Origin of the sequence: Mesorhizobium sp. M7A.F.Ca.US.006.04.2.1 (assembly GCF_004022915.1) — a bacterium.
Taxonomy (GTDB): Bacteria; Pseudomonadota; Alphaproteobacteria; order Rhizobiales; family Rhizobiaceae; genus Mesorhizobium; species Mesorhizobium ciceri.
On the sequence record NZ_RZQA01000021.1, the window covers coordinates 1 to 18,840 of the forward strand.

The window sequence follows — 18,840 nt, forward strand, 5'->3', positions numbered from 1 at the left end:
GCCTTCAGGGCTGCCGCAGAATTCGACAGCGAAAGCCATCGAAGCGTCCTCGGCAAATCCCCGGCCCGCCACAGGCTCCTGGCCGGGCGCATCCTCAAAAAAGAAAGCGACAGGCACGCCGAGTATGGACGCGATCGCCTGCAGACGGCTGGCGCCGACGCGGTTGGTGCCCTTTTCATATTTCTGAATCTGTTGAAATGTGATGCCGAGGTTTTCTCCCAGCTTTTCCTGGCTCATTCCAAGCATGTTGCGGCGAAGCCGAATGCGACTGCCAACATGGATGTCGATCGGATTCGGTTTCTTCTTGTTATCTTCTGTCATTTTTTCCTCGCCGAATTTTTTCGGCTTTCTCTATTTTTTTCCTGCCCAAACAAAGCCGGAGGCAACTGCCCCAACAGAACGATCCACCGGCTTCGAGAAATTTTCAGGCACTTACAGTATGAGTTTCTAATGTGTTGGCTGTCAATTCACCCGTAGCCTTTGCCTTACGTTCAACAGCGCTGCCCCAACGGCAAACAGCAACATGATCAGCATTCCGTTAATGCGCCGTTGGCCGGGAGATATGAGCGCCTGTCCGGAAATCGGTATGTGGGCATCGATGGCGCCGCGCGCGTCGATAGCAAGCGCATCGACGATGCGCCCGCGCGGATCGACGACGGCCGAGATGCCGTTGTTGGCGGCACGCACCAATGGCAATCCATTTTCCACCGCACGGATCTGGGCCTGCCTGAAATGCTGATACGGACCCGGCGTGTCGCCGAACCACGCATCATTGGTAACGTTCACAATAAGCTGCGCTGACGCAGCGTCAACTGCCACAAGATCGGGAAAGATCACCTCATAACAGATAAATGGCAGCGCACGGATGCCGTCGGGCAGCGTAATGGCGTGCCGCTCATTGCCGGCCGCGAAACTCATCGGCCCGGCAACCAGTTGCTCGATGCCGAAACGCTGGAGCAGATCGGCGAAAGGCAGGTATTCGCCGAACGGCACCAGGTGAACCTTGTCGACGGCGTCGGTGATTTCACCCTTGTCGTCGATCGCCACCACGGAGTTGTAGTAGCGGCTGTCGGCATTTGCGGCCGAGCCGCCTTCCTCGCGGACGACGCCGGCAATCAGCATCTGGCCGGGTCCGAGCATATCCCCCAGCGCCGTCAATGCGTCCGGACGCTCGGTGAAGAGGAACGGCACCGAGGTTTCGGGCCACAGGATCAGTTGCGGCTTTTGATGGCCTGGATCCGGCGCCTTGCCCGAGAGCCCCATCAGGACCGCGAAGATGCGGTCGCGCACCGAGGCATCCCATTTTTCCGACAGGTCCACGGCCGGCTGGACAATGCGGACATCCAGGCTGCGTGAAGCTGGCGGTTCGGGAGCGGCAAGCCTGATATAGCCGAAGCCGACATGGGCAGCGACGAGCACGACAAACAGTGCCGCGCCGAGGCGCAGGTGCCGACGTGCCGCCAGCAGTGCCGGCAGTGCGAAGACGAACACCGCGAGCGCGTTCATGCCGATCATGCCCGTCACCGAGACGCTCTGCATCAGCAGCGGCACGGGCATGGCCGCGTAGCCGACGGCATTCCAGGGAAAACCGGTGAACAGGAAATCGCGCAGCCATTCCGCCAGGCCGAAGCCGAAGGCAAGGGCGGCGATGCGGCCAATGTCGTTGCTCCACAGCAGCCGGGCAACGATTGCCGCAAAGCCATAGAAAAAGGCGAGCATGAAAGGAATGCCGACCACCGCGAAGGGAAGCGCCCAGGCAAAGCTGTCGGCCTCGACCAGCAGCGCCGAGCCGATCCACCAGAGGCCGGCGAGGAAATAGCCGAAACCGAACCACCAACCGACGGCGAAAGCCGGCCGCAGACGCCGGAACAGACTGCCTGAAGCTTCGCCGGTGGCGCCGTCGAGCAGCCAGACCAGCAGCGGGAACGAGACGAAACAGGCGGCGAAGAAGTCGTAAGGCGCCTGCCCAAGCACCGCGAGGGCGCCGGCGAGAAACGCCACGAGCGCACGCCGCCAACCCCAAAGCAGAATTATCCGGCCGGTGAGGCGCTCCATGCATACTTCCGAGTCGCGAATCAGGACACAAGATTTAACAGGCTGCGCTCCGCGCTCCAAACGGCGGATGGGCTGGCTGAGATGCACAGCTCCGGCCCTGCCTACCGGTGCCAACCCTCGATTTGAACGCCCCCCAGCCGCTCGGCCTCCTCGCGCGGAACCGAACGGATGGTCTGCGTGAACGTCCAGACATGGCCCTCGGGGTCGCGTGCACGATACTGGCGCTCACCGTAGAACTGATCCGCCGGCTCCTGGATTATATCAGCGTCGAGGGCTCGCGCTTGCTCGCAATGCGCATCCAGGCCACCCTTCAGCCTGACATAGATCGACTGCGTGTTCTTGCCCGAGATCGAAGCCGGGCTGGCGACGTAATCGCTCCATTCGGAATCGACGATGATGTAGCTGTCGCCGAACCGCATCTCTGCATGGATGAGCTTTCCCTCGGCATCGCTGACCACCATGCTGCGCTCGAAGCCGAAAGCCGCCTCGAGCCAGTCCAGCGCGGCATGCGGATCCTTGTAGAAAACACCAGAGCCCAGACTTGGATGCTTGAACGGGTCGTCGATAGTCATCGTGCGAGCGAAACGCTCACGCCTGTTCGGTGCGCGCCGTGGCACGCCGGCGACGCTCACCCTTCTGGCTCTGCACGATGCGCACGCGCTTGACGCGGCGCGGATCAGCGTCGAGGACGTGAAATTCAAAACCGGGTATGGCCTGCACCACCTCGCCGCGGGCCGGAACACGGCCAAGCGTGTTGAAAATCATGCCGCCGATGGTGTCGACATATTCGCCATGTTCACCGGCGGCGAAATCCCCGCCGATCATCTTGGCGACGTCGTCGATCTCGGCCTTGCCATCGACGATGAACACGCCGTCGCCGCTCTGGGTGATCATCGGCTCGTCGTCGTCATGCTCGTCCTCGATGTCGCCGACCACCATCTCGACGATGTCTTCCAGCGAGGCAAGGCCGTCGGTGCCGCCATATTCATCGATGACCAGCGCCATTTGCGTGCGCGTCGTCTGCATGCGAGCCATCAGGTCGGAGGCGAGCATCGACGGCGGCACGAACAGCACCGGGCGGATCAGATTGAGGTCGCCAATGGTGCGTGCGAGATCGACCTGGGCGAGATCGAGAACCGTGGCGACGGGTGTTTTCCTGGTCGAGCGGCCCTTCTTGACGCGCGCGATCTTGGTGATGTGGGCCAGCACATCACGGATATGGACCATGCCGCGCGGATCATCGAGGGTCTCTGAATAGACCGGCATGCGGGAATGGCCGGATTGCTCAAAGGTGCCCAGCAGATCGCCGAGCGTCGTCGTGATTTCGACCCCTTGAATGTCGGCGCGCGGCACCATGACGTCCTCGACGCGCACTTCGCGCAGCCGCAGGATGTTGTTGAGCATGGCGCGTTCGCCGGGCGAGAAGGCGCCGGCATCGCTCGTTGTCTCGGCAAGCGCGCCGGCGATTTCCTCCCGCAGGCTGGTTCCGTTGCGTTGCCTGAACAGGCCAAGAACGCGGTCGAACAGGGAGGGACCGGCAGGCGATGTCTCGCTGGCAGCGCTGCCGATGCTGGCAGCACCAGAGGTGCCGGCAGCAGCAGAGGTACTGCTAGCACCAGAGGCAACGGTACTCGGACTTGATCCCTCTTCCGACGTATCGGAAGCCTTGGTTGCACTGCCGGCGTCGGGGCGGGCGGCAGTCTCTGGTTTGTCGTTCATCGTCGTCCGGTCAATTGGTCAGATGTAGTTACGCGTAGGGGTCGGGAATGGCAAGCCTTGCAAGCGCCGCGCGTTCGACGGCTTCCATCGCCTCGGCCTCGGCCTCGGTCTCGTGATCGTAGCCCAGCAGATGCAGCAGGCCGTGGATGACGAGATGGGTGATATGGTTCTCGACAGGCTTGTCTTCCAGTACCGCTTCATGGGCGACCGTTTCGGCGGCCAGCACGATGTCGCCCAGCATCGGCGGCAACGGACCGCCCTGCGCAAACGGAAAAGCCGGGAAAGACAAGACGTTGGTCGGTTTGTCCTTGCCGCGCCAGCCGGCGTTGAGAACCTGGATATGGGCGTCGTCGGAAAAAACGAGACTGAGTTCGGAACGGCCCGCCACGCCGATTTCGGCAAAAGCCGCCTTAACGGCCCGATCGACCAGCCGCGTCAGGCTTGCCTCGTCGGGCCAGTTGCCCGCCTCAACCGCTATGTCGATGTCGACGGGAATATTCCCGTCGCCGGATATTATGTCCTCAGGCATGAAGCCGCATCGCCAACATCAATTCTCGGCGCCGAGGCCACGCGCCAGCTTGGCGTCCCGGTCGTAGGCCCTGACGATTTCCGCCACCAGCGGATGGCGAACCACGTCGCCGTCGTTGAAGCGCACGGTGACCGCGCCCGCCACGCCGTCCAGCACCCGCAAGGCTTCGACCAGACCCGATTTGGTGTTCGAGGGAAGGTCGATCTGGGTCGGATCGCCGGTGACGATCATGCGCGAGTTTTCGCCCAGACGCGTCAGGAACATCTTCATCTGCATCGGCGTGGTGTTCTGCGCCTCGTCGAGGATGACGGCGGCATGCGCCAGCGTGCGGCCGCGCATGAAGGCAAGCGGCGCGATTTCGATCACTTCGGCGGCAATGGCGCGCTCGACCTTGTCGGCCGGCATCATGTCGTAGAGCGCGTCATAGAGCGGCCGCAGATAGGGATCGACCTTCTCCTTCATGTCGCCGGGCAGGAAGCCCAGCCGCTCGCCGGCCTCGACCGCCGGCCGCGAGAGAATGATGCGCTCGACCATGCCGCGCTCGAGCAGCATCGCCGCGTGCGCCACCGCCAGGTAGGTCTTGCCGGTGCCGGCCGGGCCGATGCCGAACACCAGTTCCGACCGTTCCAGCGCCCGCATATAGGCGTCCTGGTTGAGCGAACGGGCATAGATCGTCTTCTTGCGGGTGGCGATCTGGGCGGCGGAGACCTTGCCCTTGCGTTCCAGCGTTGGCAGGGTCAACTGATCGTCGGCGGCAATCGCCATGCGCACGGCGCCGTCAACGTCGGACTGGCCGATATCGACGCCTTTCTGGAGAATGCCGTAAAGATTGTCCAGGGCGCGGCGCGCCTGCTCGGCGGCAGAAGCGGACCCTTTGATGGTCAGCTGGTTGCCGCGTGAGCGGATGTCGACGCCAAGCTTCTGCTCGAGCCGGGCGAGGTTTTCGTCGAACTGACCATAGAGGGCGCTGGCAAGCTTGTTGTTGTCGAAAGTCAGAACGATGTGCGCCATGTCAGAAGCCCCAGATGCCGGTACCGGGGGCAGGTTCTTCAGCTCTGCTGCGCTCAACCGTCTCTCCTCATCTGCCGAGACCCTCAGGCCAATTCGGCGAACAGGCTGTTGTAGCCCGTCTTCGTGATTCGCACCTGGATAATGTCACCGATTTCGCCGGCCTTTTCATCAACAATAACCGGCTGCAGCCAAGGTGAGCGGCCTACCTTCTGGCCGGCCTGACGGCCGGGCTTCTCGATCAGCGTGTCGATGGTGCTGCCGACGAGGCTCAAGCCGAAGTCCTGCTGCTGTTTCACGAGCAAGGCCTGCAGCCGCTGCAAGCGCTCGTCCTTGACCGCTTCCGGCACATGATCGGGCATTTCGGCGCCTGGCGTGCCGGGGCGCGGCGAATATTTGAAGGAGAAGGCCGAGGCGTAATTCACCTGACGCACCAGCTCCATGGTCGCCTCGAAATCCGCCTCGGTCTCGCCGGGAAAGCCGACGATGAAGTCGCCGGAAAGCGCGATGTCAGGCCGGGCAGTGCGGATACGGTCGAGCAGCGCCAGATAATCCCTCGCCGTGTGCCGGCGATTCATCGCCTTGAGGATGCGGTCGGAGCCTGATTGCACCGGCAGATGCAGATAGGGCATCAACGACGGCAGATCGCGATGGGCCGCTATCAGCTCGTCATCCATGTCGCGCGGGTGGCTGGTGGTGTAGCGCAGACGCGCCAGCCCGGGGATTTCGGCCAGCCTGAACAGCAGGCGGCCAAGGCCCCACTCGTGGCCGTTCTCGCCCTGGCCATGCCAGGCATTGACGTTCTGGCCAAGCAGCGTCACTTCGCGCACCCCGGCTTCAGCCAGGCGCTCAGCCTCCGCGACAATCTGCGCCACCGGCCGGGAAACTTCGGAGCCTCTGGTATAGGGCACGACGCAGAAGGTGCAGAACTTGTCGCAGCCTTCCTGCACGGTGAGGAAGGCGGTGACACCGCGCTTGATGACCTCGGCGCGCTTGGGCTGCGGCAGATGCTCGAACTTGTCCTCGATGGCGTAGTCGGTCTCGACGATCTTTTCGCCGCCGCGCACCCGCGCCAGCACGTCGGGGAGCCGGTGATAGGTCTGCGGGCCGATGACCAGGTCGACGGCCGGCGAACGGCGGATGATCTCGGCGCCTTCGGCCTGCGCCACGCAGCCGGCGACGCCGACCAGCATCTCGCGGCCGGCCAGGGCACGCTCGGCTTTCATGTCGCGGATACGGCCGAGCTCGGAATAGACCTTTTCGGCCGCCTTCTCCCTGATATGACAGGTGTTCAGCAGCACCAGGTCCGCCTCGCCAATGGCATCGGTCGCGGAATAGCCGTCGGCAGCCAGCGCATCGGCCATACGCTGCGAATCATAGACGTTCATCTGGCAGCCATAGGTCTTGATGAAGACTTTTTTCGCTGCCGTGGAAAGCACTGCCGGCTGTCCAGCCATAGTGCCGATGTCGTCGCTTTCTACCGTGTTCAAGTCCATAAGGCGGCTTCTAACGCCTTTCCGTGACAAAAAACAGACGATTCTCAGCCCGCGCCAGCAAGGGCATGCCGGGGCTAGCGGCTCGGCCGCGGGTCGGCAAGCGCCGCCTGCATCATCTCACGCACCTGGCTTTCCATCAGTTTCGACGTCTCCTTGCGGTTCGAACCCTTGGAAAAGGCGATTGCCTCGCCGAAATGCACCTCGACGTCGAGCGCGCCCTCCGCCAGCAATACCTTGAGATGCGGCATCAAATCCTCATCGCCGATCCAGGCGGCAAGCGGGCGATGCCGGCGGCCGAGCGGCACGCCGTGCAGACGCGTATAGGCGATCGCCACCGGCTGGATGAACACCTGTTCCGCCGCGCCTTCCGAAATCGCCATCGAGGCGGCGCCGAACAGCGTGCTCTTGAACGGCAGGACCATATTGCCGTCGCCGGTCGAGCCCTCGGCAAACAGCACCATCGCATCGCCCTTGGCCATGCGGCTGGCAATCTCGCTTGCCTGGTCGCCCGACGAACGCTTGCGCTCGCGCTCGATGAACACGGTACGCTGCAGCTTCGAAAGCATGCCGATCAGCGGCCAGCCTTCCATATCAGCCCTGGCGATGAATTTTACGTCGGCAAAAGAGCCGAGCACCATGATGTCGGTCCAGGAGATGTGATTGGACGCAACCAGCAGCGGGCGCTTGTCGGACAGCGTCCCCTTGACATGGATGCGCATGCCGAGCGCCCTGATGATCAGCCTGTGCCAGATCTTGAGGATGAAGGTTTCCGGCCACCAGCCGGTCTTCATCGACAGTATCTGTAACGGCACGAGGACCAGCGAACCGGCGACAACGAGGCCCAGCGCCAGGAAAATCCTGATTTTCTTGATCATCGCCCCATCCCGGCCGTCTCGCTAGCGAAGATCGCGGCGCATGACAAGCGCGCCGGTCGGTCCGTGTTCGGCCGACCTGTAGTAATTCGGCCGCCTGCCGACCTCGCGGAAGCCCAGCCGGCGATAAAGCGCGATCGCCGCGACATTGGTCTCGTCGACCTCGAGGAACAGCGCTTCGGCGCGCTGCGCGTGCAGTTCGCGCAACACCGCGTCCATCAATTGCCAGCCCAGCCCCTGCCGGCGATGCGATCGCGCCACCGCGACGGTCAGGATCTCGCCCTCGCCTGCCGCAAGCCGCGCCAGCACGAAGCCGACGGGCGGCTTGGAGCCCTGTCCGGTTTCGCGCGCGGCATAGCCGAACACGGTGTCCTGTTCGAGCAAGGCGGCAAATTCGCCATCGGTCCAGGGGCGGACAAAGTCCTCGCGGTGCAGCAGCGAGACCGCCGGACTGTCGGCGATCCTCAGCGGCTCGAGCGCATAGTCCCGGCGGCGGGATTGGAGAAAAGGTATGCGCATCTAATTTTTGTTTTCTTGTTTGACCATGATCTCTGGACAAACGGGAACCGTTGTCCGTGAAAACCGGCTTCCACTTTTCGGGATCATGGTCTGATCCTTGAAAGAATGAACCCGGCCTGCGGCTTGGCGTCGGCGCCGCGCAGATAGAGTGGTTTCGGCCGTTCGCCCGCGCCCTTGGCGGCAGCCAGGCGGGCGTAGGTGACAATGTCGGCGGTGGCCGTCCGAGGGCCGACATCGAATTCGCGCCCGGCCGATGCGCTGATGAGCGCTGCAGCGGTGCCGGCAAGCACCGGAGACGTTGCCATCGCCATTGCCACCACGTCGGCCAGCGTGGCCACGGCCGGACCGTAAGTCAAGACTAACCTTTCGTCGTAAAAGGCCGCGTGGATCTCCTCACGGCCGGCATCCAGCGCCGCCAGCACGGCGCGACCGGGAAATGCCGTCGCTGCTTCGGCAGCCAGCGCCTCCAGTGTCGTCACTCCGATTGCCGGTATCTTCAGCGCCAGCGCCAGGCCACGCGCGGTCGAGACGCCGACCCGCAGACCGGTGAAGGAACCGGGGCCGACAGACACGGCAATGGCGCCAAGACCTGCATAGTCGGTTGCGCCTGCCTCCAGCGCTTCGGCGATGACCGCCATCAGCTGCTCGGCACGGCCCTTGCCGAGATCGAGCACCGAGCGGCCGAGCTCCCGCTTCGCCGTCGCGTCATAGACGCTAGCGGCGCAGAGGTTGGCGGCACAGTCGATGGCAAGCAATTTCATGAAGCAACCGGTTCGAAAGACAATTCCCTGTGCCCGCCACGGCCCGCCACCGCAAGGGGATAGTGCATAATTCGTTAAGCGGCTTCGCTTGTGGCCTATGCGGCCTGCTCGATGCGCAGCATGTGGTTGTCCCAGACATAGTCCGGTTCGGAGCGTGTCGCACCACTGCCCTCGACGATCTCGCCAGCGCCGGTGGTGGCCATGAAGCCGGTTCCATCGGGAGCCACGCCGCAGACCTCGACCAGCGCGCTGTTCGCGACGACCCGTCCGCTGGCCGCATCGAGCACGACAAGCGAGTTGCCTTCCGGCGAGGAGACCGCGACCGTGCCGGCAGCCGGATTGGCGGCGACCGAGCCTATGTAGTTGCGGAAGCCGGACAAAACGTCCTGCGGCATGTCGAGCAGTTGCAATTCCTTGCCGCGCACCGCGCGGCCGACCAGCAGCGGACGATCGGTGCCCGGGCCCCTGTACTGGCAGCCGAACCAGACCGTGCCGGACGGATCGGTGTCCATGTGGCGGATCGACAGCTGATGCAGTGCGGCCGGCAATTCGTGCTTCTCGATGAGGTCGCCGGTGACGCGGTCTATCAATACGTAGGACGGCTTCATGGTCGCAATGTTGAGCTCGGCGCGGCCGTAATCCGGATGGGTCTCGATGCCGCCATTTGCTACCGCAATCGTCCTGCCATCGCCCAGGAGCAGAAGCTCGTGTGGACCCATTCCATAGGTCGGGAACTCGCCGACACGGCTGAATTTCGCCCGCGCATCGTAGACGCCGACGACGCCGGCGGCGTTGTCGAAGTCGTTTTCGGTGGCATAGAGCAGCGCACCGTCGGCCGAAAACACGCCATGGCCGAAGAAATGCCGGCCGGCGATGCTGGCGATGGTCAGCGGCGCATCACGGCCCGAATGGTCGAAAACCACGGCGAAGGTGCCGGGCTGGCGCGCGAAGACCACCGAGCGTTTCGATATGGGATCGAAGGTGACATCGTGGCCGCGATCGGGCAGATCGATCGCATGCAGGACTTTGCCGGCCTCGGACAGGACGGCAGCGCCAAAGCTGCCGTCGCGTTTGACGAAAGCGGTGGCGAAGACGGCGTCGGCCGAAAGCGTCGTTGCCCAGGCCGATGGCGCCATCGCGGCCATGAAGCCAACGCCTGCAGCTCTCAGGAAATCGCGGCGATCTATCAGCGGGGTTTTCAATTCAGTCCCCATCCAGCGAGGAGAAGCCTGCGGTCAGGCCGAATTCAGCGGTCAACCTGGTCCCGATCAGGGTCGACAGGCTGGAGGTGATCAGCGCGAAATGCTCGAGCTTGTCGCGCAATGCCGGATCGGCAAGCGCCTTGTCGATTGGACCGCTGACGGCCTTGGCGGTGGCGACACCGTTGACCAACTGGATGTGGATCGATTCGGCCATCCAGCGCGCATCGGCCGGCAGGGCGTCGCCAAGTTTCGAGGCCTGGAACAGCGTATCGATGCCGGAGAGATTGCCGGCCAGTGACGCGGTGGTGTTTTGCGAGCGCCAATAGATCGCTTGTTTCGGCTTGTCCGCGTCCGGCTTGCCGCCGAAAAACCCTTTCAGGCGCACGTCGCGCACCATTTCCAGCTCATTGATGAAGACGCCGACCAGTTCCGTCACCGCTTCGTTGCCGTCGCGGTAGAGCGCATTCTGCGGCCCCGGATTGGCCCAAATCGCTGCAAAGCCGTCCGGTTTGTTCCAGGCGGCGCTGACCTCGCCGGCCATGGTTTCGATGTTGCCGGCAACAGCAGTGCCATAGGCGCAGCGGTAGGGATCATCCTTGCCGGCCAGTGCATCGGCGCCGTCGCCGTAAAGTACGAACTCCAGCGCGCCCAGCCCCTGCATGGCGACGCTCTTGCCGGCCAGCTGTGCCGGATCTGTGGCGGTTGGATCCTTCGCCGACAGCGCCGCCTGCACCTGCTTCAGGCCAATGCTCTTGCGATCCGGCCAGAACAGCATGCGTTCCAGCCGGTTGTTCTCCTTGATCGGCCCGAAGCCGATGTTTTCGGCTGACGACCAGGCATAGACGGTGGCGGAGAATTCGGCGCGTGCGGCATCGAGCTCTCCTTGCGAGGGCGTGACGCACAGCTTGCGCATGGATCCGGTCAAGGCTTCCGCATGCTCGTGCAGGCCGGCATAGGCCGGGCGGACGAAGCCATCGATCGCCCGCTGGATGATGTCGGAGGCTTTGACCGCCGCCGACGCAGGGACAACGCCCAGCAGGGCCAGCGGAAGAGCGAAAAACAATGCAGAACGCTTGAACATCACAGTGACTCCAGGAATTTGAGCAATGCGTCACGCTCGGTCGCGTTAGCGGCGGCAAAACGGTCGCGCGCTTTCTGCGCCTCGCCGCCATGCCACAGGATCGCCTCAGCCAGGCTGCGCGCGCGCCCGTCATGCAGAAAGAAGGAATTGCCGTTGACTGTCTCGGTCAGGCCGATGCCCCACAGCGGCGGCGTGCGCCACTCATTGCCCGTCGCATCGCCCACGGCCTGGCCATCGGCCAGATCAGGCCCCATGTCGTGCAGCAGGAAGTCGGAATAGGGCCAGATCAACTGGAAGGCCTGCGCCTTATTGGGCGTATCGCGGCGCGTGACGAATTTCGGCGTATGGCAGGCAATGCAGCCGATCTCGTAGAATGTCTTTTTGCCCGCGAGCACGTCCGGCCGGTCGAGGTCCCGGCGCGACGGCACGGCCAGGTTCTGCGAATAGAAGGTGACGAGATCCATCACCGGCGGCGGCGCCTCGACCGGGCCAAGACGCTGCTGCACGCCGTTCGGCATGGCGAGGCATTTTGCCTCCGCAGCAGTGCAATCGCCCCAATGCCTCGGCTCTTCGAGCGTCGAGATGCCGATGTCGCCGGCAAAGGCATCCGCCGCCTGCTGGCGGATCGACGCGGTCTGCGCCTTCCAGCCGAAGCGGCCGAGCGTCAGTTCCCCGTTCAGGCTATCGCGCACGATGTTCGGCCTGCCGGAAATGCCGTCGCCGTCCCTGTCGTCCGGATCGGCTTGGGCGAGAATATCAGACGGCGCGATCTGTTCGATCAGGCCCAGGCCGATCATCGGCGGTGTGAGCCGCGGCGACAGCGTGGTGCGCGGGTCAAGCGGCCCGTAGCCAAGGCCGTCAACCGAATAGCTCGGTTTGCGCAAGGAGATCACAGAGCCGTCCGTCAGCTCCACCTTACGTTCCTGGTAATCGATATGCATCCTGCCTTCACCAGGCAGGCCGGGTACGGCGAGCTCCTGCAATTGCCTGCCGTAGACCGGGTCGGGGAAGTTGAGCACCTCATGGTCGGCAAGCGCCGCCTTCTCTTCCACGCTGCTGGCGTCGCGGGCCAGCCGCAGGAACATCGACGTGGTGCCGGGGTCGCCTTGCGGCGGGCGGCCGCGGCCATCCTTCAGATGACAGTTCTGGCAGGCACGTTCGTTGAACAGCGGGCCGAGCCCGTCCGACGCTTGCGTCGAGGATGGCGACGAGACCCAGTTCTTGCGGAAAAGGGCATTGCCGAGCTTGAAGTCGCCCTCTTCCTCGAAGGTGATGTTGGCCGAGGATTGCGAGAAGGAATCGCGGCTGACGTCCTTTCGGGACGTGCCGGCGCCACCTTGCATCAATTCGAACGGCTCTGGCCTGGAAAAATCCGTGGTCGGCCTGGTGACGGCAATGACGCGCGCCTGATCCTTCGCATTGAGGTCGGTGCGCGTGGTGGCGAAGCCGGCCGGCTGAAGATCACCCGCCATCGCCGAAGAGGTAAGCGCCAACACGAGCATGACACAGCGCCGACGCGCCAATCCGGCTGGCGTCTTCTCAGGGGGCGGCGAGCCATTGGCCCGCCGCGAGCGGCGCACGAATTCTAGCAGGCGCCGCATTCCCGCATGCCCTTACTCCGCCTCGTCTGCCGATGCGGCGTTGAGCTGGCCGTATTTCTCCTCGCCAATCGAGGCAAGCAGGTCGAGCTGCGTCTCAAGAAAGTCGATGTGACCCTCCTCGTCGGCCAGCAATTCCTCGAACAGCTTCATCGTCACGTAGTCGCCGGCGTCGTTGCAGATTTCGCGCGAACGCTTGTAGGCGGTACGTGCGTCATATTCTCCGGCAAGGTCGGATTCGAGCACTTCCTTGACGTTCTGCCCGATGCGCAGCGGCGCCACGGACTGCAGGTTCGGATGGCCTTCGAGGAAGATGATGCGGGCGACGAGCTTGTCGGCATGGTGCATCTCCTCGATCGATTCCGCCCGCTCCTTCTTTGCCAGCTTGGCGTATCCCCAGTCCTCAAGCAGACGGAAATGCACCCAGTACTGATTGACGGCGCCAAGCTCCAGAAAAAGGGCCTCGTTAAGCCGCTCGATGATCTGCGGATCGCCTTTCATGAATTCTGCTCCCGTATTGGATGCGCAGGCCTCTGACGCGATCCAGGTGTGAAACGACATCCACGCCGCTCGCCTCCGAGCGAGCGTGGTAGTTTTCGGTGACCCGAATGATCGTTTCCACCACATTTGGGAAGCAGCCGCAACAGCGACCGCGCTTTTGCATTGCATGATAGATTTTCGCCGGCACGATCAACTGCCAGGGATCCTGGTCCAGCAGCCCGACGATCGTCTGCTCGATCTCCTTCTCGGTGATGATGTTGCAATGACAAATCAGCATTGGCTTGCTCGGCTGGCTGACGGCGTCTCCCGCGCCGTGTGGCTTGATCTTCTGGCGGAGGCCGTTGCAAAGCCGGTTGTCCGGCTCCGGGCCAGTCTCCGTCGTTTACCCCTTACTTGAACACCTTGTCCGGCGCGTCGAGGCTGTCGGACCCTTCGAAGGCGATGGTGCTGAGCTTCAGGGAGCCGACGGCGCGCTCAATCGACTTGGTCTGATCGATCAGCGCATCGATCGCCGCCTGGACGGTGGCATTGCCCTCAATGTTGCCCTCGGCGATCTGCTGGTCATAGGCCTCGCCGGCCAGTGCACGCGCCTTGATCGCCTCCATCTTGGCGACCGAAACATCGAGCTTGTCAGACAGTTCCTTGTCGATCGCCGGGTCGGCCGCCTTCACCATATCGGCCACCGAAGGACCCGAAACGATGGTGCCGTCGAGACGCGTGTAGCTCGCATGATAGGCCGCGCGAATGCCGATGGCGTCGTAGAGATGCGAATTGTAGGTGTTGTCGGAGAAGCAATCGTGCTCCTCTTCCGGATCATGCAGCAGTAGGCCGAGCTTCATGCGCTCGCCGGCCAGTTCGCCGTAGGACAGCGAGCCCATGCCGGTGAAGATCGTCGAGATCGCCGTGCTCGGCTCGCCATCGACAAGAGCCTTGCGGGCGGCGCCGTCTTCCTTCCAGTTGCCGACCATCTCCTGAAGATCCGAAACCAGAAGGTCGCTGGCCGATTTCAGATACTCGGCGCGGCGGTCGCAATTACCGCCGGTGCAGTTCTTGAGGTCGTAGTCGGTGTAGGGGCGCTCGCCGGCACCCGGGCCGGTGCCATGCAGGTCCTGGCCCCAGAGCAGGAATTCGATGGCGTGATAGCCGGTGGCGACATTGGCCTCGATGCCGCCGGCCCCCTGCAGCGTGCCGGAGAGGAATTCCGGCGAAAGCTTCGATGCATCGACCTTCTTGCCGTTGATCTCGATCTCCTTGTTGGCGATCACATTGGCCGTGTAGAGCGCGTTCGCGTCCGATTCGGTGCCGTAGCTCTTGGCGACATAGTCGATCAAGCCTTCATCCAGCGGCCAGGAATTCACCTTGCCTTCCCAGTCGTCGACGATCTTGTTGCCGAAGCGGTAGACTTCGGTCTGCTGGTAGGGAACGCGCGATGCCTTCCAGGCGTCACGGGCAGCGTTGAGGGTTTCCACCGATGGCGTGGCGAGCAGCGCGTCGACCGCCTTGTCGAGCGCTTGCGCGGTGGTCAGCGAATCCTCGTATTTGGCGAGCGCGATGTCGGAATAGGTCTTGATGACCGCCTTTACATCTGTTTCCGCCTTTGCCGGCAACACGAATACCGCCGCCGTCAGCAGGGCAGTGGCGCCGATCGCCGCAAGCCTGCTGCCATATCGTGCTGTCATGATCACTCTCCAGTTTCTCGGAAATTCTGTAAACGGCGCGCGCAGCAACCGGCGCCAGGCCATCTGCGGGCCATTGGGCGCAAGAGATGCCGCGCCATCGCGCGGTTCGCGGAAGAAAGACACCAAAATGCCTCCAATCGAAAGGGTTCAAGGCCCAAACATTAAAGGGATGCGCTAACGCGCGAGCTTCCATAAAGCTGCGACACCGTCGGATGTCAATGACAATCCGCAAGAAAAGTCAATCGAAACAACAGTTTAGAATTATTCTAAACTGCGACTGTCAACTTTATGCATTTTCCTGCACCGGTCTTGCCGCTGAACTGTGCGATTGACAGCCGCCATCCCGGATGCGACCCGCAAAAGCTCGCTTGCAGCGGTGCCAGACAATTGCCATCTGGCGGAACATCCTAGGGTAGAATCGGGATTGAGTGCGATGAAGAACGGTGTGGTCATTGTCGGCGCGGGTCATGCGGGCGTGCAAGCGGCCGCAAGTCTGCGCGAGGACGGCTATGACGGGCCGGTGATCCTCGTCGGAGATGAGGACGAACTGCCCTACCACAAGCCGCCGCTGTCGAAGACCTTCATCAAGGATGCCGAGGCCAAGCCACAACCCTTGCGCGGCGAGGCCTTTTACACCGGCAGCGCCATCGACTACCGGCCTGGCGTCAGGATCGATCGCCTCGATGCCGGACGCCGCAGTTTGGATATTGCCGGCGGTGGTGCGCTTGCCTTCGACCACCTGATCCTGGCGACAGGCTCGCGCCCGCGCACGCTGCCGCTGCCCGGTGCCGATCTGTCCGGGGTGCTGTCGCTGCGCTCGCTGGCCGATGCGCGGCTGATCCGCGACCTCAGCGCGCAAACCGACGAAGTCGTCATCCTCGGCGGCGGTTTCATCGGGCTGGAGATCGCAGCCACGTTGAGGGCCGCCGGCCGCACGGTGACAGTGGTCGAGGCGGTGGACCGGCTGCTCGGCCGCGCCGTGGCGCCGGTGGTGGCGAGCCACGTCCGGCAACGGCTGGAAGCGACGGGCGTGCGCATCCTCACCGGCACCTCGATCGCCAGGCTCGAAGGCGAAAACGGTCATGTCGTGGCCGCGATCACCTCGTCAGGCGAAAGGCTGCCGGCGCGCATGGTCATTGTCGGCATTGGTGCCGTGCCGAATGTCGAACTGGCGCAGGAAGCTGGCCTCGGCATCGCCAACGGCATCCGCGTCGATCACCAGATGCGGACTTCGGTGCCGGAGATTCTCGCTATTGGCGATGCTGCCTCTTACCGTCACTGGTTCACCGGCGGCGACGTGCGGCTGGAATCGGTGCAGAATGCCACCGACCAGGCGCGGCTTGCCGCGCGCACGATATCAGGCCATGCCGACGCCTATTCTGCGGTGCCATGGTTCTGGTCCGACATCGGCGACATGAAGCTGCAGATGGTCGGCCTGACCGCCGGCGGCGACAGCCATGTCGTGCTGGGCGACCTGCCCGACAACAAATTCTCGATCTACCACTACGCCGGCGAGCGGCTGCTCGGCATCGAATCGGTCAACCGTCCGGGCGACCATATGCTTGGCCGCAAGATGTTGGGCGCCGGCTTCTCGCCGACGCCGCAGACGGTGGCCGCTGGCCCCGAGGGGCTGAAAGCGGCACTGGCCGCTTTCCTCGAGAATGAGCCCGCCAGAGCGGCGGGATAATTCCGTCCCTCAGGCGCGGCACCTTACTGATCAGGCGGCGCAGACTTCGCGGATCGAGCTTTCCAGAATGTCGAGTGCTTCGTTCATGACTTCGTCCTGGATAGTGATCGGCGCCAGGAAGCGGATGACGTTGCCGTAGACGCCGCAGGTCAACAGGATCAGGCCCTTGTCGAGCGCCTTCAACCGGATCGCATTGGCGATCTCGGCCGAGGGCAGGCCCTTCTTGACGTCGTTGAACTCGACCGCATTCATGAAGCCGAGACCTCTGATGTCGACGATCTCGGGCACGTCGTCGCGGATCGACTGCAGCCGCTGTTTCAGTCTTGCGCCCAGCGTATTAGCGCGGTCGCACAGCTTTTCATCCTCGATCACGTCGAGCACGGCGTGCGCCGCGGCAACGCCGATCGGGCTGCCGCCATAGGTGCCGCCGAGCCCGCCGGGGCCGGGCGCATCCATGATTTCGGCGCGGCCGGTGACCGCCGCCAGAGGAAAGCCGCCGGCCAGGCTCTTGGCCATGGTGGTGATGTCGGCGGCCACCTCATGGTGGTCCATCGCAAACATCTTGCCGGTGCGGGCAAAGCCGGTCTGCACTTCGTCGGCGATCAGCAGCATGCCGTGCTGGTCGCAAAGCTTGCGCAGCGCAACCAGGAAATCACGCGGCGCGTCGTAGAAGCCGCCCTCGCCCTGAACCGGCTCGATGATAATGGCGGCGACGCGGGCCGGATCCACATCGGCCTTGAACAACCGGTCGAGCGCCGCCAGCGAGTCGGCGACCGAGACACCGTGCAGCGGCACAGGGAACGGCGCATGGTAGACATCGCCCGGCATGGCGCCGAAGCCGACCTTGTAAGGCACGACCTTGCCGGTCAGCGCCATGCCCATGAAGGTGCGGCCATGGAAGCCGCCGGCGAAGGCAATGACCGCCTGACGGCCGGTGGCATTGCGGGCGATCTTGATGGCGTTCTCGACAGCCTCGGCCCCGGTGGTGACGAAGATCGTCTTCTTCTCGAACTTGCCGGGCAGCATGCCGTTCAGCCGTTCGGCCAGGCGCACATAGCTCTCATAGGGCACCACCTGGTGGCAGGTGTGGGTGAAGCGGTCGAGCTGTGCCTTGACCGCCTCGATCACCCTGGGATGGCGATGCCCGGTGTTGACGACGGCGATGCCCGACGAGAAATCGATATAGCGACGCCCCTCGACATCCCAGATTTCCGAATTTTCAGCCCGGTCGGCATAAATCTGCGTGGTCATGCCGACGCCGCGGGAAATCGATTGGTTCTTGCGTTCGGAAATGGCTGAATTCTTCATCGTATCCCTCACCGGGCCGGCGCCCGTCCTGTTTGATGCCGTTGAGATGTCTTCTGACCTTATTTCACGTTTTCCTCAAGTCGGCACCACCGGCAGGCGATTGGGCCTGCGGTGGGCAGATCCCGGCGCTTAGCCAGTCGGGCGATACACGTACGAGACCGGTTTCCTTTTCCCGGGGATCGACTATCCTCTGGATGGCCGCGAGGCACCGCGATCAGCGAGCGGCCCGCGGCCGGGGGAGCCCATGAGCAGGAACGTGACTTCGCCCGTCTCGCAGCCATCGGTCAGAGCTCCCGGTCTTTTGTCTTTTCCAGCCGCCCCGGCGCTTTTCGCCTGCACGGCGGCGCTGCTTCTGGCCGGCTGTCAGAAGCAGGAAGCGGTGGACAAGAAACTGCAGATCATGGTGCGCACCGAAACGGTGGCGATGGCCGACTATGCGCCAAGGACTTCGCTGACCGGGGTGATCGCGGCGCGTACGCTGAACAATCTGTCGTTCCGGGTCGGCGGTCGCGTCGCCGAACGGTTTGTCGATGTCGGCCAGCATGTCGATCAAGGCACGGTGCTCGCCCGCATCGACCCGCAGGAGCAGGAATCCGACCTGCGCTCGGCGCAGGCCGATCTTGATGCAGCCAAGGCGCAACTGACCCAGTCCGTTGCCGCCTTCGAGCGGCAGAAGACGCTGCTGGCGCAGGGCTTCACCACCAGGCGCGACTATGACGCCGCGGACCAGGCCCTGAAGGTGGCACAAGGCAGCGTCGAAGCCGCGCAGAGCGCTTTCTCCAACGCCCAGCAAAACCTGTCCTTCACCGAGCTCAAGGCCGGTGC

19 protein-coding genes are annotated in these 18,840 nt (G+C 63.4%); 2 read left to right on the forward strand and 17 right to left on the reverse strand.

The features are described 5' to 3' along the window. The 16 genes from EN925_RS02485 to EN925_RS02560 all read right to left on the reverse strand — a co-directional run. A partial coding sequence (locus EN925_RS02485; protein WP_164894112.1) for a helix-turn-helix transcriptional regulator occupies positions 1 to 321 on the reverse strand: 321 nt, incomplete at its 3' end. Positions 322 to 462: 141 nt separating this feature from the next. Continuing rightward, positions 463 to 2,055: an apolipoprotein N-acyltransferase gene (gene lnt / locus EN925_RS02490; protein ID WP_063171171.1), complete on the reverse strand. Its 1,593-nt coding sequence runs from the start codon at positions 2,053 to 2,055 to the stop codon at positions 463 to 465. A 101-nt stretch (positions 2,056 to 2,156) separates the two neighbouring features. Next, complete coding sequence (locus EN925_RS02495) at positions 2,157 to 2,627, reverse strand: VOC family protein (RefSeq protein ID WP_127369986.1); 471 nt, start codon at positions 2,625 to 2,627, stop codon at positions 2,157 to 2,159. Between the two features lie 16 nt (positions 2,628 to 2,643). Next, complete coding sequence (locus EN925_RS02500; RefSeq protein WP_027161765.1) at positions 2,644 to 3,774, reverse strand: hemolysin family protein; 1,131 nt, start codon at positions 3,772 to 3,774, stop codon at positions 2,644 to 2,646. 28 nt (positions 3,775 to 3,802) lie between these two features. After that, entirely contained in the window at positions 3,803 to 4,303 is a 501-nt protein-coding gene (ybeY, locus tag EN925_RS02505) for an rRNA maturation RNase YbeY (RefSeq protein WP_032808361.1), read from the reverse strand. An 18-nt stretch (positions 4,304 to 4,321) separates the two neighbouring features. Then, positions 4,322 to 5,314, reverse strand: coding sequence for a PhoH family protein (locus EN925_RS02510; protein WP_023758127.1), 993 nt, complete (start codon positions 5,312 to 5,314; stop codon positions 4,322 to 4,324). An 83-nt stretch (positions 5,315 to 5,397) separates the two neighbouring features. Continuing rightward, complete coding sequence (gene miaB / locus EN925_RS02515) at positions 5,398 to 6,768, reverse strand: tRNA (N6-isopentenyl adenosine(37)-C2)-methylthiotransferase MiaB (RefSeq protein ID WP_245460982.1); 1,371 nt, start codon at positions 6,766 to 6,768, stop codon at positions 5,398 to 5,400. Positions 6,769 to 6,881: 113 nt separating this feature from the next. Then, positions 6,882 to 7,682 carry a 1-acyl-sn-glycerol-3-phosphate acyltransferase gene (locus tag EN925_RS02520; protein WP_063169990.1) on the reverse strand — a complete coding sequence of 267 codons (801 nt, stop codon included), beginning with the start codon at positions 7,680 to 7,682 and terminating at the stop codon, positions 6,882 to 6,884. A 21-nt stretch (positions 7,683 to 7,703) separates the two neighbouring features. Further along, positions 7,704 to 8,198: a ribosomal protein S18-alanine N-acetyltransferase gene (gene rimI / locus EN925_RS02525; RefSeq protein WP_127369142.1), complete on the reverse strand. Its 495-nt coding sequence runs from the start codon at positions 8,196 to 8,198 to the stop codon at positions 7,704 to 7,706. A gap of 83 nt (positions 8,199 to 8,281) precedes the next feature. After that, on the reverse strand, positions 8,282 to 8,959 hold the full coding sequence (gene tsaB, locus EN925_RS02530) for a tRNA (adenosine(37)-N6)-threonylcarbamoyltransferase complex dimerization subunit type 1 TsaB (protein WP_127388460.1): 678 nt from the start codon (positions 8,957 to 8,959) through the stop codon (positions 8,282 to 8,284). 95 nt (positions 8,960 to 9,054) lie between these two features. Beyond that, the gene (locus EN925_RS02535; RefSeq protein WP_127369144.1) at positions 9,055 to 10,161 is read right to left on the reverse strand and encodes a DUF1513 domain-containing protein; all 1,107 of its coding nucleotides are present in this window, start codon (positions 10,159 to 10,161) and stop codon (positions 9,055 to 9,057) included. 1 nt (position 10,162) lies between these two features. After that, positions 10,163 to 11,242: an imelysin family protein gene (locus tag EN925_RS02540; RefSeq protein ID WP_127388461.1), complete on the reverse strand. Its 1,080-nt coding sequence runs from the start codon at positions 11,240 to 11,242 to the stop codon at positions 10,163 to 10,165. After that, positions 11,242 to 12,843 carry a di-heme oxidoredictase family protein gene (locus tag EN925_RS02545; protein WP_027161772.1) on the reverse strand — a complete coding sequence of 534 codons (1,602 nt, stop codon included), beginning with the start codon at positions 12,841 to 12,843 and terminating at the stop codon, positions 11,242 to 11,244. The genes EN925_RS02540 and EN925_RS02545 overlap by 1 nt, the downstream gene beginning before the upstream one ends. A 12-nt stretch (positions 12,844 to 12,855) precedes the next feature. Further along, positions 12,856 to 13,341, reverse strand: coding sequence for a bacterioferritin (bfr, locus tag EN925_RS02550; RefSeq protein ID WP_013527914.1), 486 nt, complete (start codon positions 13,339 to 13,341; stop codon positions 12,856 to 12,858). Then, complete coding sequence (locus tag EN925_RS02555; RefSeq protein WP_013527915.1) at positions 13,307 to 13,618, reverse strand: (2Fe-2S)-binding protein; 312 nt, start codon at positions 13,616 to 13,618, stop codon at positions 13,307 to 13,309. Before EN925_RS02555 ends, bfr begins: the two co-directional genes overlap by 35 nt. A gap of 112 nt (positions 13,619 to 13,730) precedes the next feature. Next, positions 13,731 to 15,020: an imelysin family protein gene (locus tag EN925_RS02560; RefSeq protein ID WP_013527916.1), complete on the reverse strand. Its 1,290-nt coding sequence runs from the start codon at positions 15,018 to 15,020 to the stop codon at positions 13,731 to 13,733. Positions 15,021 to 15,453: 433 nt separating this feature from the next. Between EN925_RS02560 and EN925_RS02565 the strand changes: the two genes are divergently transcribed. Further along, positions 15,454 to 16,707: an FAD-dependent oxidoreductase gene (locus EN925_RS02565; RefSeq protein ID WP_127368028.1), complete on the forward strand. Its 1,254-nt coding sequence runs from the start codon at positions 15,454 to 15,456 to the stop codon at positions 16,705 to 16,707. A gap of 30 nt (positions 16,708 to 16,737) precedes the next feature. Here the strand turns inward: EN925_RS02565 and EN925_RS02570 are convergent, their stop codons facing one another. Next, a complete protein-coding gene (locus tag EN925_RS02570; RefSeq protein ID WP_013527918.1) occupies positions 16,738 to 18,015 on the reverse strand; it encodes a 4-aminobutyrate--2-oxoglutarate transaminase in 1,278 nt (425 codons plus the stop codon). A 244-nt stretch (positions 18,016 to 18,259) separates the two neighbouring features. Between EN925_RS02570 and EN925_RS02575 the strand changes: the two genes are divergently transcribed. Continuing rightward, a partial coding sequence (locus tag EN925_RS02575) for a biotin/lipoyl-binding protein (RefSeq protein ID WP_128336319.1) occupies positions 18,260 to 18,840 on the forward strand: 581 nt, incomplete at its 3' end.

Bases quoted from the DNA above. Each gene is read 5' to 3' on its own strand.
- lnt (WP_063171171.1), bottom strand. From the start codon at position 2,055: ATGGAGCGCCTCACCGGCCGGATAATTCTGCTTTGGGGTTGGCGGCGT.
- EN925_RS02495 (WP_127369986.1), bottom strand. From the start codon at position 2,627: ATGACTATCGACGACCCGTTCAAGCATCCAAGTCTGGGCTCTGGTGTT.
- EN925_RS02500 (WP_027161765.1), bottom strand. From the start codon at position 3,774: ATGAACGACAAACCAGAGACTGCCGCCCGCCCCGACGCCGGCAGTGCA.
- ybeY (WP_032808361.1), bottom strand. From the start codon at position 4,303: ATGCCTGAGGACATAATATCCGGCGACGGGAATATTCCCGTCGACATC.
- EN925_RS02510 (WP_023758127.1), bottom strand. From the start codon at position 5,314: ATGGCGCACATCGTTCTGACTTTCGACAACAACAAGCTTGCCAGCGCC.
- miaB (WP_245460982.1), bottom strand. From the start codon at position 6,768: ATGGCTGGACAGCCGGCAGTGCTTTCCACGGCAGCGAAAAAAGTCTTC.
- EN925_RS02520 (WP_063169990.1), bottom strand. From the start codon at position 7,682: ATGATCAAGAAAATCAGGATTTTCCTGGCGCTGGGCCTCGTTGTCGCC.
- rimI (WP_127369142.1), bottom strand. From the start codon at position 8,198: ATGCGCATACCTTTTCTCCAATCCCGCCGCCGGGACTATGCGCTCGAG.
- tsaB (WP_127388460.1), bottom strand. From the start codon at position 8,959: ATGAAATTGCTTGCCATCGACTGTGCCGCCAACCTCTGCGCCGCTAGC.
- EN925_RS02540 (WP_127388461.1), bottom strand. From the start codon at position 11,242: ATGTTCAAGCGTTCTGCATTGTTTTTCGCTCTTCCGCTGGCCCTGCTG.
- EN925_RS02545 (WP_027161772.1), bottom strand. From the start codon at position 12,843: ATGCGGCGCCTGCTAGAATTCGTGCGCCGCTCGCGGCGGGCCAATGGC.
- bfr (WP_013527914.1), bottom strand. From the start codon at position 13,341: ATGAAAGGCGATCCGCAGATCATCGAGCGGCTTAACGAGGCCCTTTTT.
- EN925_RS02555 (WP_013527915.1), bottom strand. From the start codon at position 13,618: ATGCTGATTTGTCATTGCAACATCATCACCGAGAAGGAGATCGAGCAG.
- EN925_RS02560 (WP_013527916.1), bottom strand. From the start codon at position 15,020: ATGACAGCACGATATGGCAGCAGGCTTGCGGCGATCGGCGCCACTGCC.
- EN925_RS02565 (WP_127368028.1), top strand. From the start codon at position 15,454: ATGAAGAACGGTGTGGTCATTGTCGGCGCGGGTCATGCGGGCGTGCAA.
- EN925_RS02570 (WP_013527918.1), bottom strand. From the start codon at position 18,015: ATGAAGAATTCAGCCATTTCCGAACGCAAGAACCAATCGATTTCCCGC.